Annotated in this window: 11 protein-coding genes and 1 pseudogene; 8 read left to right on the plus strand and 4 right to left on the minus strand. The window is 67.6% G+C overall.

Annotated elements, in window-relative coordinates; genetic code table 11:
- The first annotated feature begins 347 nt into the window (after nucleotides 1-347).
- From nikA to VQ03_RS31665, 8 genes are all read left to right on the plus strand, one after another.
- On the plus strand, nucleotides 348-1,928 hold the full coding sequence (gene nikA, locus VQ03_RS08235; RefSeq protein ID WP_053078453.1) for a nickel ABC transporter substrate-binding protein: 1,581 nt from the start codon (nucleotides 348-350) through the stop codon (nucleotides 1,926-1,928).
- Nucleotides 1,928-2,869 (plus strand): nickel ABC transporter permease subunit NikB, encoded by a 942-nt coding sequence (nikB, locus tag VQ03_RS08240; protein WP_048450402.1) that lies wholly within the window; start codon nucleotides 1,928-1,930, stop codon nucleotides 2,867-2,869. Before nikA ends, nikB begins: the two co-directional genes overlap by 1 nt.
- A complete protein-coding gene (gene nikC, locus VQ03_RS08245) occupies nucleotides 2,866-3,705 on the plus strand; it encodes a nickel ABC transporter permease subunit NikC (RefSeq protein WP_048450403.1) in 840 nt (279 codons plus the stop codon). Before nikB ends, nikC begins: the two co-directional genes overlap by 4 nt.
- A complete protein-coding gene (locus VQ03_RS08250) occupies nucleotides 3,702-4,496 on the plus strand; it encodes an ATP-binding cassette domain-containing protein (RefSeq protein ID WP_157064018.1) in 795 nt (264 codons plus the stop codon). The genes nikC and VQ03_RS08250 overlap by 4 nt, the downstream gene beginning before the upstream one ends.
- Entirely contained in the window at nucleotides 4,493-5,284 is a 792-nt protein-coding gene (locus tag VQ03_RS08255) for an ATP-binding cassette domain-containing protein (RefSeq protein WP_048450404.1), read from the plus strand. The genes VQ03_RS08250 and VQ03_RS08255 overlap by 4 nt, the downstream gene beginning before the upstream one ends.
- Entirely contained in the window at nucleotides 5,284-5,745 is a 462-nt protein-coding gene (nikR, locus tag VQ03_RS08260) for a nickel-responsive transcriptional regulator NikR (RefSeq protein WP_048450405.1), read from the plus strand. Before VQ03_RS08255 ends, nikR begins: the two co-directional genes overlap by 1 nt.
- Nucleotides 5,746-6,982: 1,237 nt before the next feature.
- Nucleotides 6,983-8,125 carry a S8 family peptidase gene (locus VQ03_RS08265; protein ID WP_053078454.1) on the plus strand — a complete coding sequence of 381 codons (1,143 nt, stop codon included), beginning with the start codon at nucleotides 6,983-6,985 and terminating at the stop codon, nucleotides 8,123-8,125.
- 10 nt (nucleotides 8,126-8,135) lie between these two features.
- Nucleotides 8,136-9,971: a trypsin-like serine peptidase gene (locus VQ03_RS31665; protein ID WP_167376067.1), complete on the plus strand. Its 1,836-nt coding sequence runs from the start codon at nucleotides 8,136-8,138 to the stop codon at nucleotides 9,969-9,971.
- A 142-nt stretch (nucleotides 9,972-10,113) separates the two neighbouring features.
- On the opposite strand, the gene VQ03_RS08275 is transcribed toward VQ03_RS31665, so the two are convergent.
- The 4 genes and pseudogenes from VQ03_RS08275 to VQ03_RS08290 form a co-directional block, all read right to left on the minus strand.
- Entirely contained in the window at nucleotides 10,114-11,211 is a 1,098-nt protein-coding gene (locus tag VQ03_RS08275; RefSeq protein WP_048450408.1) for a protein-glutamate methylesterase/protein-glutamine glutaminase, read from the minus strand.
- Between the two features lie 10 nt (nucleotides 11,212-11,221).
- Nucleotides 11,222-12,079 carry a CheR family methyltransferase gene (locus tag VQ03_RS08280; protein ID WP_048450409.1) on the minus strand — a complete coding sequence of 286 codons (858 nt, stop codon included), beginning with the start codon at nucleotides 12,077-12,079 and terminating at the stop codon, nucleotides 11,222-11,224.
- Between the two features lie 14 nt (nucleotides 12,080-12,093).
- Nucleotides 12,094-12,567, minus strand: a complete 474-nt coding sequence (locus VQ03_RS08285; protein WP_048450410.1) for a chemotaxis protein CheW — start codon at nucleotides 12,565-12,567, stop codon at nucleotides 12,094-12,096.
- Between the two features lie 378 nt (nucleotides 12,568-12,945).
- A pseudogene (locus tag VQ03_RS08290) lies at nucleotides 12,946-13,410 on the minus strand (methyl-accepting chemotaxis protein); the annotation flags it as partial.

Raw genomic sequence — 13,410 nt, forward strand, 5'->3', positions numbered from 1 at the left:
GAACTTGTCAAAGAGCCGATCCAGTCGAAGCCGGATCTCAACCTTCGGAGAACGGAAAGCAGCGCCGGGTTGCCCTGGCTCTTGCTTCGTCGTCTCTCGGGAAGTCCTTCGGGGTGGAGCCGTTCGTCTCGGCGCCCCGTCGGTGAGCGGCTGTCTAAGGGTAGCCGGCTCGCCTGTCAACACGGCCGGGACCCGAAGGATCGCGGCCGGTGTGTACCCCAGATGGGTATCGGCGCGCCGCGTTCAAGCCTTTCGGATGGAACAGTCGCCACCGCTGGCGCGGCCGGAGCCATCGCCGTATCAAGGCGTAGGAACTTCCGTCACGATCATCATACCAGGACGACCCGATGTCCAAGCTGGCGAGCCTCGCCGCTGCCGCGCTGCTGGCCTGTACCGTCACTCCCGTCGTCGGCCGGCAGCTCACCTATTCCTGGCCGACGAATGTCGGCCCGCTGAACCCCCATCTCTACGCGCCCAACCAGATGTTCGCCCAGGCCAGCGTCTACGAACCGCTCGTGAGGTTCCGCTCCGACGGCACGGTGGAGCCCTGGCTCGCCTCGGCCTGGACGGTCTCGGCCGATGGCCGCACCTACGACTTCGCCCTGCGTCCCGGGATCCGCTTCAGCGACGGGACGCCGTTCGATGCCGCCGCGGTGAAGGCGAATTTCGACGCGATCCTCGCCAACCGCACCCGCCACGAATGGCTCGACCTGACGCGGCAGATCGACCGGACCGAGATCGTCGGGCCACTGGCCTTCCGCCTCGTGCTGAAGGCGGCCCATGACCCGACCCTCAAGGAACTCTCGCTGCCGCGGCCGTTCCGTTTCGTGTCGCCGGCCGTATTCGGCGAGGGCGGGACCACGGCGGCCGGGATCCGGGCGCCGGTCGGCACCGGTCCCTGGCGCCTCGTCGAGACGCGCCTCGGCATCTCCGATACCTTCGCGGCCAATCCGACCTACTGGGGAGAGAAGCCGGCCTTCGACCGTCTCGTCGTCAAGGTGATCCCGGACCCCAACACCCGTGCCATCGCCCTCCAGACCGGTGAGATCGACCTCGTCTACGGCGCCGCCGGCCAGATCCCGTCGGAAGCCTTCCTGCGCCTGCGCGATCAGGCACCGGCCTTCTCCGCCGCGGTCTCGAAGCCCTTCGCGACACGCGTCCTCGCGCTCAACTCGGCGCGCTTTCCCACCGACGACCGAGCGGTGCGGCTGGCGATCAATCGGGCCGTCGACAAGGACACCCTGGTTCGCACGGTGCTCGACGGCATCGAGCCCCGGGCCGACTTCCTGTTCGCCCCGACCGTCCCCGATGCCGATGCCGGGCTGACGCCCCACGGCTTCGACCGGGCCGCGGCCGGACGCCTCCTCGACGAGGCCGGCTGGGTGCGGGGTCCCGACGGCACGCGGGCGAAGGCGGGACGGGCTCTGTCCGTCGAGCTCGACTTCGTCGGCACCAATGCCCAGCAGAAGGCGATCGCCGAGGTGATCCAGGCCGACCTCGCCCGGGTCGGCATCGCCGTGCGCCTGGTCGGCGAGGAGGAGAGCGCGATTCTCTCTCGCCAGAAGGACGGCCGCTTCGGCCTGATCTTCGGCGAGACCTGGGGACCGCCCTACGATCCCGCCTCCTTCGTCAGCGCGATGCGGGCGCCCTCGCATGCCGACTACCAGGCCCAGAGGGGCCTGCCCGACAAGCCCGCGATCGATGCCACCATCGCGGCGGCGCTCGCCGCCACCGATCCGGCCGAGCGCAAGCGGCTTTACACTCGCCTCCTGACCGCCCTCCACGAGGCGGCGGTCTACCTGCCGATCTCCCATGCGGTGGCGATCGAGGTGCATCGCGCGACGATCACCGGCGTGGGCTTCGGGGCGACGCTCAACGAGATCCCGTTTTCCGCGATGCGGCCGGCCGCGACCGGGGGAGACCGGTGATGCTCCGCTTCGTTGCCGCGCGTCTCGCGCTGATCCCGCCGATGCTGCTCGGCGTCTCGCTCCTGGTCTTCACGGTGCTGCGGCTCGGGCCCGGCGACCCGGCGCTCGACTACCTGCGGCTGTCGCAAGTGCCGCCGACCGATGCCGCGCTCGCCGACGCCCGGGCGATGCTCGGCCTCGACCGCTCCTTCGCGGTGCAGTACCTCGACTGGCTGTGGCGGGCGCTGCAGGGGGATTTCGATCTCTCCTACGCCACCCGCCGGCCGGTGCTGCCGGAACTCCTCGGCTACCTTCCCGCCACCCTCGAACTCGCCGGCACGGCGCTCGCCGTCAGCCTTGCGGTGAGCTTTCCGCTCGGCGCCTGGGCGGCCGGGCACCGCGGCGGGTGGCAGGACCGGCTGGTGCGCGGGATCGCGGTGCTCGGCGTCTCGCTGCCGAATTTCTGGGTCGCCTTCCTGCTCGTCGTCGCCTTCTCGGTGACGCTGGGCTGGCTGCCGCCGCTCGGGCGCGGCACCGCGCTCCACCTCGTCATGCCGGCCCTGGCGATCGGCCTGATGTCGCTCTCGGTCAATGCCCGGCTCCTGCGGGCGAGCATGCTGGAGGCGGGGAGCGGCCGCCACGTGCTCTACGCCCGGCTGCGCGGCCTGCCCGAACGGGCGGTGACGCGCCGGCACGTCTTCCGCAACGCTCTCGTGCCCGTCGTCACGGCGACGGGGATGCATGTCGGCGAATTGCTCGGCGGCGCCCTGGTGGTCGAGACGATCTTCGCCTGGCCGGGGGTGGGGCGCTACGCGGTCTCGGCGATCTTCGACCGCGACTATCCGGTGATCCAGTGCTTCACCCTGGTGATGACGGTGGTGTTCGTGCTGTGCAACCTCGCGGTCGACATCGCCTATGCCTGGCTCGATCCGCGCATCCGCCTGGGCGAGGACGCCGCATGACCCCCGCCGGCTTCTCCCCCAGGTCCCGCTCCGTCGCCGTCGCCGGCGCGCTCGCCGCGGGCTTCGCGCTCCTGGCCCTCGTCGGGCCTTTCATCGTTCCCCATGACCCCCTCGCGGTCGATCTCGCGCAGCGCTTCGAGGCGCCGAACCTCGTGCATCTCCTCGGCACCGACCATCTCGGCCGCGACATCCTCTCGCGCCTGATAGCCGGGGCGCGCACCACCCTCGGCTCGGTCCTGGTGGTGCTCGCCCTCGTTCTCGCCCTCGGCGTCTCGGTCGGGGGCCTCGCCGGCATGCTGGGAGGCCGGATCGATGCGGCGTTGATGCGCCTGTGCGACGTCTTCCTGACCGTGCCGACCTTCGTGCTGGCGCTGTTCATGATCGGCGCCCTCGGGACCGGCCTCGTCAACGTCGTCGCGGCGATCGTTCTGTCGCACTGGGCCTGGTACGCGCGCATCGTGCGCGGCCTCGTCCTCGAATCGAAGGCGCGCGACTACGTGCTGGCGGCGCGGATCGCCGGGGCACCCGCCCGCGCGATCTTCGCCGAGCACGTGCTGCCGGGTATCGTCCCGCCGCTCGCGGCTCTGGCGACCCTGGATATCGGCCACATGGCGCTGCACGTCGCCGGGCTGTCCTTCCTCGGCCTCGGGGTGCAGCCGCCGACCCCGGAATGGGGCGTGATGATCAACGACGCCCGCGCGTTCTTCTGGACCCGGCCGCTCCTCGTCGTCTGGCCGGGGCTGGCGATCGCCCTCGCGGTGCTCGCCTTCAACCGCCTCGGCGACGCGCTCCGCGATCGCCTCGACCCGACCCTCGTTGCGGGGCGCGGCCTGTGAGTGCCCGAATCCTGCGGGCCGAGGGACTGGCCGTCGAGACCTGGCGGGACGCCCGGCGCGGGGGCGAGCCGGTCCCGCTGGTGCGCGACGCCACCCTGGAGCTGCGCGCCGGCGAGGTCCTGGCCCTCGTCGGCGCGAGCGGGTCCGGCAAGTCCCTCGCCTGCGCCGCCCTCCTCGACGTGTTGCCGCCGGGGACGCGGCGCCGGGCCGGCCGGATCCTCCTCGACGGCGCGCCGGCCGAGCCCGCCTCCTTGCGCGGCCGGGCGGTCGCCTGCGTGCTCCAGGCGCCGCGCACCGCCTTCAACCCGCTGCGCACGATCGGCGACCATGCCGGCGAGACCCTGGCCGCAGCGGGGCTGCGCGGCCGGGCCGGGCGGGCGTCGATGGAGCGGGCCCTGGCGGCGGTCGGCCTCGGCGGCGACCCGCACCTGCCCGAGCTCTACCCGTTCCAGATGTCGGGCGGCATGCTGCAGCGGGCGATGATCGCGCTGGCGCTCCTCACCCGGGCGCCTTTCCTGATCGCCGACGAGCCGACCACCGATCTCGACCTCGTTGCCCAGGCGGGCATCCTCGACCTGCTGGCCGGGCTGGTGCGCGAGCGGGGCATGGGGCTCCTGATCGTGACGCACGATCTCGGCGTCGTCGCCCGCCTCGCCGACCGGGTGGCGGTGATGGAGGAGGGGAGGGTGGTCGAGACGAACGACGCGGCGTCGCTCTTCGCGCACCCCGCGCATCCGGCGACGCGGGCCCTCCTTGCCGCCCACCACGCGCTGTACGAGGTGCCCCGATGACGGCCCTGCTGACCGCCCGCGGCCTCGGCAAGGCTTATCCGGGGGCCGGCTGGGGGCGGGCCGCGCCCCGCACCGTCCTGACCGGGATCGATCTGAGCCTCATGGACGGCGAATGCGTCGCCCTGATCGGCCGCAGCGGCTCGGGCAAGAGCACGCTGTCCCGCCTGCTCCTGGGGCTCGAGGCGCCCGACGACGGGGCGGTGCTGTTTCGCGGCGCCCCCCTCGCGGGGCTCGACCGCGACGGGCGCAAGGCGTTCCGCGCCGCGGTGCAGATGGTGCTGCAGGATCCGCTCTCGGCGGTGAACCCGCGCCACGCGGTGGGGCGGATCCTGGCCGAGCCGCTGCGCCACCTGACCGATCTCGCGGGCCCGGCGCGGGCCGCGCGGGTCGGCGAGCTTCTGGCGATGGTCGGTCTCGATCCCGCCCTGGCCGGCCGGCTGCCGGGCCAGCTCTCCGGCGGGCAGGTGCAGCGGGTCGGCCTCGCCCGGGCGCTCGCCACCCGGCCGGCGCTAGTGATCCTCGACGAGGCGGTCTCGAACCTCGACGCGCCGCGGCAGGTCGACATCCTCGATCGCCTCGCGGGCTTGCGCCGCCGGCACGGCACCGCCTTCCTCCTCATCACCCACGACGTGCGCCTGGCGCGTCGCTTCGCCGACCGGGTCGTGGTGCTGAGCGAGGGGAGGATCGTCGACGAAGCGCCGTGCCGCCCCGGCCTCGCGCTGTCGCACCCGGCCGCGCGCGAGCTGATCGACGCCGTTCTCCCAGCCTCTCCAGGGGTTCCCGGCTGATGCAGCGGATCACCGTCACCCTCGATGCCGACCTCGTGGTGGAGGTCGACCGGGTCGCCGAACTGCGCGGCTATGCCGGCCGCTCGGAGGCGATGCGCGACCTTCTCCGGCGCGGGCTCACCGAGACGCGCCGCCAGCGCGATCCCGACCTCTCCTGCGTCGCGAGCTTCACCTTCGTGGCCGAGGCCGGCATCCGCGACCTGGGACAGCGGCTGGCCGAGGTGCAGCAGCGGCGGCACGACCTCGTGATCGCTCAGGTTCAGGTCCCCCTCGACCACGCCGCCACCTTGCACACGCTCCTGGTGCGCGGCCGGGTGCGGGACATCCTCGCCTTCGCGGACGAGGTCGCGACGCAGCGCGGCGTTCGCCACGACAGCCTCTCGATCATTCCGGCGCTGATCGAGGTCAGCGACCACGGTCACGGCCCGGAGCCGCACCCACACGAGCATATCCGGACATGACGCCGGGCCGGCACCGCCGTCCGGCCACCGTCCATCCTCTCGGCCCTCCGGCGAGCGATGGTGCGCGACCGGCGGAGGCCACCGGTTCTGCATGGAGGGGCAAACCATCCGGTCGCCTGCGCCAGGATCGTTAAGCCTCGGCGCATTGCATCGCGATTCGTCACCAACATTGCCCTGGAGTAGCATCTACTACAGCGTCCCACCTCTGTTCTGACTGAAACACCTCAATAAAATCGGCGATTTTTGGATCGTTGCACACGCCGCAATCGGCGATAATATGAGGGTTGAAACATGAATTAATCCATGGATTATCAAGATCCGACGATCTATTGCAGCTTGCGAATCATTGATTTTATAAAATTGCAATTGATTGCCAATAGCGTCGCGGCCACGATGCTCCCCCGAATGATCCAGGTCACGCTGGGCCGCCCGACCGAGCCTATGATTTTTTTTAAACTCAAGCTTGACACTCGTGCAACGTAGTAGCAACACTGTAGTCAACGATATGCAAATCGGCCGCGCGACCTGGGGCGACTGAAGGGAGTTGATCGATCAGGGCGGCTATGGGAGATATTAGTTGATTTATTGAAAAATATATTCATCGCTTGCGGCAAGCTGTCGGAATCTGTTCGACGGGAATCGAAGGTTTTCCCATTCTCGACCTCATCCCGAGGTGCTGGCGATCGGAGATCGCGTGCGACCCACGGGGGCCTCGAAGCGGGGCTCCAGGGATCGCAGAGGTTTCTAGAGCCTTCCCTCGAGGTCAGTCGATCGTAGATCGTGCGCGATCTCCGATCGCCGACACCTCAGGATGAAATTGTATATAATAAAGAAAAGTTGTTCTCGACATCAATTTTTAATTCAAATTGCCCCTCAAATATATTTCATTATTGTCCCATATTATAAATCTAATATCAGAAAATATACGATCGATTATTATGAAAGACAAAGCCACCGCTTTTGATAGCCGGTACGACCTAAAATGATTTGAACACAGGGTCTGGTGGGCGTCTCGGTGCGGCTGCCGTGCATGGTTGAGCAACATCTCGTCCTCTCGACCAGATCGGACACAGCGGCCGCAGCCAACGACTTCGATTCTGCAGCCCACGACCGAGACAGCGCCCGACCGGGCAAGCGAGGCCTTTCTTCTGCGAGAGAAGGTCGTGCAAGTCTATCTTGAACATATGCAGGGTTGTCACTGGTTTCGCGTCGTGCAGCTTTGAAGCAGGAGACGGACATGCCCAACCTGGAGCCCCTTTTCGTAAGCAGGATTCCGCCGGTGGAGAGGCCGGTTCAGCGCGATAAACCCTTGCTCAAGGAGATTGTAGAGGCCGACCGCCTGATTCGCGCGAGCCGCGGGCGGGAGCATTTCAAGGTCAGCGGCAAAGGCTTGGCCGTCGCGGTTCTCGATACCGGCCTCCGGACGACGCATGTGGATTTTAACGGGCGCGTTGCCGCGCAACGGAATTTCACCTCGGACGATGGCGGCGACGTCGACAATGTCTCGGACGGAAACGGCCACGGCACCAACGTGGCGGGCATCGTTTGCGCAAACAAGGACCATGTTGGAATCGCCCCGGGAGCCCATGTCGTTCCCTTGAAGGTGCTGTCGAACGAGGGCGGCGGCAGCTTCGAGGCAATCAAGGACGCCTTGCAATGGCTTCTTGACAACGGCGAGAAACATAATGTCTCGGTCGTCTGCATGTCCCTCGGCGACTCGGGCAATTACATCAACGATACGGGGTTTCCTCTCGACGCAATCCAGGAAAGAATCAGGTCGTTGAAGGCAAAGGGCATCGCGTGTTGCGTTGCCGCCGGGAATGATTATTACACTCACAATAGCAAGCAAGGCATGTCATATCCGGCGATATTCCGTGACACGATCAGTGTCGGTGCCGTGTATGATCTGAACGAGGGCTCGTTCTCCTATAATAGCGGGGCCACGGCCTTCTCGACGGGGGAGGACCGTATCACGCCTTTCTCACAGCGGTTGCATGACAGCGTCGCGGGCGCGGTGGCGACCGATATTTTCGCGCCAGGCGCCCCGATCCGCTCGTCCGGGATCAGTAACGACCGCGGCGAGTCGATCCAGCACGGCACGAGCCAGGCGACGCCCGTCGTCGCCGGAGTGGTCTTGCTGTTGCAGGAATTGTTCGTCAACGCCCATGGCCGTCTCCCCGCAGTGGACGATGTCGTTCAGTGGCTGCGCTCCAGCGCCGTGTCTATTGTCGATGGCGACGACGAGCATGACAACGTCGACCACACCAACTTGACCTTCCGCCGGGTCGATGCACTCGCCGCCCTCGAAACACTCAGCAGGAGCATGGCGACCGCGGAACTCATGGCAGGCAGCCCGGGCATTCCTCGCACTCATGCGTGAGGGACACACCATGACGAACCCCGTCAAGACACAGCCTGGAAGCTTGATGAAGCTTTTCAGGCAAGTGCCGCGAATCGCAGCCGATCTGTCGGCAAACCTGCCGATCGAAGCGCTGTCGGTCTTTCGCGAGCGCAACCGACTGGACCGCTTGCTACCGCAGGACGCGGCTGCGGGCGGGCCAGAGGAGCAGAAGCTCATCAAACTGGAACGTGGCAACGGACGAAATGACCTCCTGCCGTTCAGCATGCTCGAGCAGGGAACACTCGCCGGCCGCCCGGTCTGCAAGATCGAACGACAAGATGGCCGGCCCGGGACCGGCTTTCTCGTTTCGCCCAACGTGATATTGACAAACAACCATGTCATATCATCATTCGAAGAAGCGGAAAGATCCGTTTGCATATTTAATTACGAACTCGACATCGAAGGCAATTCACGATCGCCCGTTTCGGTTCGGCTTGATCCCGCGGGCCTTTTCATCACCAGCGACACTGTCGAATTCGAGGGCCTGGACTATACTTTCGTGAAGATCGCAACCGGTCGCGACACTGTCTTCGGCCATGTCCGTGCCAGTCGGGGTTCGTCCAATATCAGCAAGGGCGAGCCCGCCAATCTCATCCATCATCCAGAAGGATCGCCGAAATGTGTGACGATCCAGGACAACCGGGTCGATGAGGATCAAGGTCTCCTTCTAAAATATCTTTCGGATACGGAAGGCGGCAGCTCGGGCGCTCCCGTGTTCAACAACCGGTGGCAGGGCGTCGGGCTCCATTTCGGGGCCGAGCCTGCCCCTGCCGGGACATTGGACATGAGAGGCCATCCGGCGGATTATCTGAACTTGGCCGTCAAACTGTCAGCCGTTGCGGCCGATCTCGAACGTCGCATTCAGATCACGGCTGACAGCCGGCAGGCGATCGCGGCTCTCTCGCTCTTCGAGCATACCGATACTCTGCTGGGCGGCTATTTCGGCGCGCTCGGCCGCCAGTCGGACCGAAACGAAAGTCCTATCAATCAGGTTCACAAGCTTTATACGTCGGCCCAAGATCTCGATATCGGCTTCTTGAGGTCGGGAAACGAAATATCCGAAAACGCGTCATTGCTGTCGCAGTATGCCAAATTCGTGTCGGAGCTCGCACTCGATGTCTACGTGCTGGCGGACTGCCCCAGGCACGTGGCGCAGCGGCTGGTGCGGATGCTTCGGGACCAGTACGGGATGAGCTACGAGCTGGAACCTGCCCGGCAGGAGAATCAGGCTCAGACTTATTTCGCCATCTGGAACACGAGAACCGTCAAGCTGGACGGGAGCGGCTGGCATGCGGGGTCGAGACAACCCTTCGGCGATGCGGCCGCTCCACGCGACGCTCACGGCGATCCGGGCCCGCTCTTCGAGCAGAGTCCGGAGCGGTACCGCTTCGTTCGTCTCAGAGGCCAGGATAAAAGTTGGCCGCCCGTCGATGTCGTCCCCGTCTGGCTGACGGACGGCGATATCAGCGATGGTCGTCGACAGCGAGTTATGGACGAGCTGCACGTCGCCTACGGGGAGGCGACGTCGGAAAACCCTGCTCCCGTGCTCGTCATCGGCGGCCGCTTCGATCCGATGCGGCCGATTCCGGAATTTTTGGGCGATCAGCAGGTGACGGCTCAGGCGACCCATCGACCCACGGGCGCGACGGTCGCGATCATGACGCAGCGCGGGTCGTCCGTGAAACGGGTGTGGACCCCGCCCGACCTGGCCGGTTCAGCAGGCTCCGGCCTTCTGGCGCCAGCCCCGGCCCGACCGTCCTTTCCATCGCCGGGGAAAGGCATCGTTCTGCCGCCCCTGATCCTTCGCCTCAGCTTCGGAGATTGAAGCTCTTGAGAGATCGAAGGTCTTGCACGGTCGGTCCCTCGGACGGATCCGGCGCGACGCCCGCGCACGGACCGGCGACGAGGCCGTCGCCGGCCACCGAGGGACCGCGATGGCTCTCGTCTCTTCCTGAGGCTGGCCGCGTTCAGGCCGTGCGACCCAGGGGCGGGGCCGCACCGAAGCGCAGGATCTCCAGGTGGATGCGGTCGAGCGGGACCACCTTGGCCGCCGCGCCGCGCTCGATCGCCTCCTTGGGCATCCCGAACACGACGCAGCTCTCCTCGTCCTGGGCGATCGTCGGGGCACCGGCGCGGCGCATCTCCAGGAGGCCGTTGGCGCCGTCGTCGCCCATGCCGGTCATCAGGATGCCGAGCGCGTTGGCGCCGGCCCCTTGCGCCGCCGAGCGGAACATCACGTCGACGGACGGGCGGTGGCGCGAGACGAGCGGGCCGTCCTTGACCGCGACCGTGTAGGTCGCGCCCGTCCGCTGGAGCAGCAGGTGCCGCCCGCCCGGGGCGATCAGGGCGCGCCCGGGCAGAACCGCATCCCCGTTTTCCGCCTCCTTGACGGAGATCGCGCACAGCCCGTCGAGCCGGCGCGCGAAGGCGGCGGTGAAGTGCTCCGGCATGTGCTGCACGATGACGATGCCGGGGGACGCGGCCGGCAGCAGCTCCAGCACGTCGCGCAGGGCCTCGGTGCCGCCGGTCGATGCGCCGATGCAGACGATCGGCTCGGTCCCCGTCACCCGGCGGGTCGGGACCGGCGGCGGCAGGATCGCATCCGCCGACAGCTTGGCCTCGACGGTCTGGCGGACCGTGCGCCGCGGGCGCAGGCGCGAGCGGGCGGCGCCCCGCACGGCGTCGCAGACCCGCACGGAGGATTCGACCAGGAACTGGCGGGTATCGATCCGGGGCTTGGGCAGCACGTCGACGGCGCCCGCCTCCAGCACCTCGAACAGCATGCGCGATCCCGCCTCGGTCAGCGTCGAGCAGATGATCACGGGAATCGGCTTCTGCGCCATGATCTTGCGCAGGAAGGTGAGGCCGTCCATCCGCGGCATCTCGAGGTCGAGGATGATGACGTCGGGCACCTCCTCCTGGATGCGGCGCGCCGCCACGAACGGATCGGCCGCGGTGCCCAGGACCGCGATGTCGGGCGCCGTGGCGAGGATCTGGCAGAGCGTCTGCCGGACGGAGGCCGAATCGTCCACGACGAGGACGCGGATCGGGACGGTGGCGGGCATGGGCGTTCCCTCAGCGGCGGAAGACCGTCGACGTCACCTGGGTCAGGCCCGGGACGCCGGCGACGGACATCGATTCGGAATGGCCCACGGCGAGATAGCCGCCCGGGCGCAAGTGGCTGGCGAGCCGTTCGAGCACCGCCCGCTGCGTCGTCCGGTCGAAGTAGATCAGCACGTTGCGGCAGAAGATGACGTCGACGTCGCGATCGACGGCGTAGCGCTCGTCCATCAGGTTGAGATGGCGAAAGCGCACCCGGCGGCGCATTTCAGGCACGATCCGGCCGATCTGCCGGGCGGGGTCGCGGGCCGCCATGACGTAGCGGCGGCGGATCGGCGAGGGCACCGCGGCGAGCATCTCGTCCGAGTAGATCCCGTCGGCGGCGGCGCGCAGGACCTCCGTCGAGACGTCGGTGCCGAGGATCGCGTAATCGAAGCTGTGGCCGGACGCGATCATGTCCTGCAGGACCATTGCCAGGGTATAGGCCTCGGCCCCGGTGGACGCCGCCGCGCTCCAGATCTTCAGGAACGGGCGCTGGCCGCGATGGGCGGGCAGCGCGCAGAGCCGCGGCACCAGCGTCTCGCGCAGGAGATCGAAATGCGCCGGCTCGCGGAAGAAGTCGGTCTTGTTGGTCGTCACGCAATCGACGAGGTGCACGAACTCGTCGACCAGCCGCCCCTCGTCGAAGAGGTGGCGGGCATAGGCGTCGAGGCTGTCGAGCTGGAGAGCCCGCACGCGCTTGCGCAGGCGCCCCTCGACCATCGTGCGCTTGGAGGATGGCAGCTGGATGCCGACGCGCGCCTCGACGATCTCGGCGATCGACCGGAAGTGACGCTCGCTCAGCTGCTGCGATAGGAGGGGGGTGGTGGTCACCGGGATGCTGGTCCTCAGGCGGCCATGGCGGGGCCGGCGAGCGCCGGCTCGTCGCCCGCCATCAGCCGTGCGAGGTCGAACACCACCACGAAGGCGTCGCCGCGCCGGCCGATGCCGGCGATGTAGGTCGAGCGCCAGCGCCCGCCGACCTCGGGTGCCGCCTCCATCTCGGCGCGGTCGAGCTCGGTCACCTCGAAGACCCGGTCGGCCACGAAGCCGACGCGCAGAATTCGCTCCGCCATCGGCACGTTGAGCAGGATGATCCGGGTCGCAGGCGTCGGCGCCTCCGGCGGCAGGCCGAGCTTGGTCCGCAGGTCGACCACCGGGTAGCTCTGGCCGCGCACGTCGATCATGCCGACGAGGAAGGCGGGCGCCTGCGGCAGGGAGGCGGGCACGCGGTAATCCAGGATCTCCTGGACGTTCTCGATGTCGATCCCGAAGGTCTCGCGCCCGAGACCGAGGGTCAGATACTGCCACACACTCGACATCCTGGCACTCCGGCTTGCCTGAGGTCCGCCCGGAAGGCGGCGCCCGATCGCGAAAAGTCGTCCGTTATACCAACGGTCGTTGAAAACGATCTTTGGTCCCGTTCTCGAATTGTTGCCAAGCCTTCGGCTTGAAATCGAAAATTCGAGATGGTTCAACGGCCTGATGCGTCAGCATCTTAGGCTGTTGGTATGAGGTGTTCGATCGAGGCCCGCGGCCGCTGCCTGGGCTCTCGGTGCACCTCACGAAGCACCCCGGCGGCACCCAGCGCCCGTGTGGGGGCAGGGCGGTCATCGGGAGCTTGGTGAGGCGCAGGGGACAAGACATCCGGGGCGTGCGGGCAAGGCCTGCGGAAATGACCGCCCGCAGGCCCGTCCCGGTCAGGAGGCGCGGGTGAAGTCGGCGTCGCGCTCGTCGCTCATGTCGAAGGCGAAGCCGCCCCCACCCATGGATGCCCGCCCTGGGCGGGCCGCCGCGCCCCACTTGACCGATGCCTTGCCCGGTGCCTTTGCCGGTGCCTTGGCGGGCGACTTCACCGCCGCCGAGGACGCAGCCATCCGCGACGCCGTGGCGCGCAGCTGCGACACCGCCCCGTCGATCGGTCGCGAGCGCGCCGCCGGGACCGCCTCCTCGCCGACCCGGAAGAAGGTGATCGTCGCCTGCAGCGTCTCGGCCTGCGCCGCCAGCGCCTCCGACGTCGCCGAAACCTGCTCGGACGCCGACGCGTTCTGCTGCGTCACCTTGTCGAGCTGCTGGATCGCCTGGTTGATCTGACCCGATCCGACATCCTGCTCCCGGCACGCCGCCGAGATCTCCTCCACCAGCGCCGCCGTCTTCTTGATGTC

It is taken from the genome of Methylobacterium tarhaniae, assembly GCF_001043955.1.
GTDB classification, from domain to species: Bacteria; Pseudomonadota; Alphaproteobacteria; order Rhizobiales; family Beijerinckiaceae; genus Methylobacterium; species Methylobacterium tarhaniae.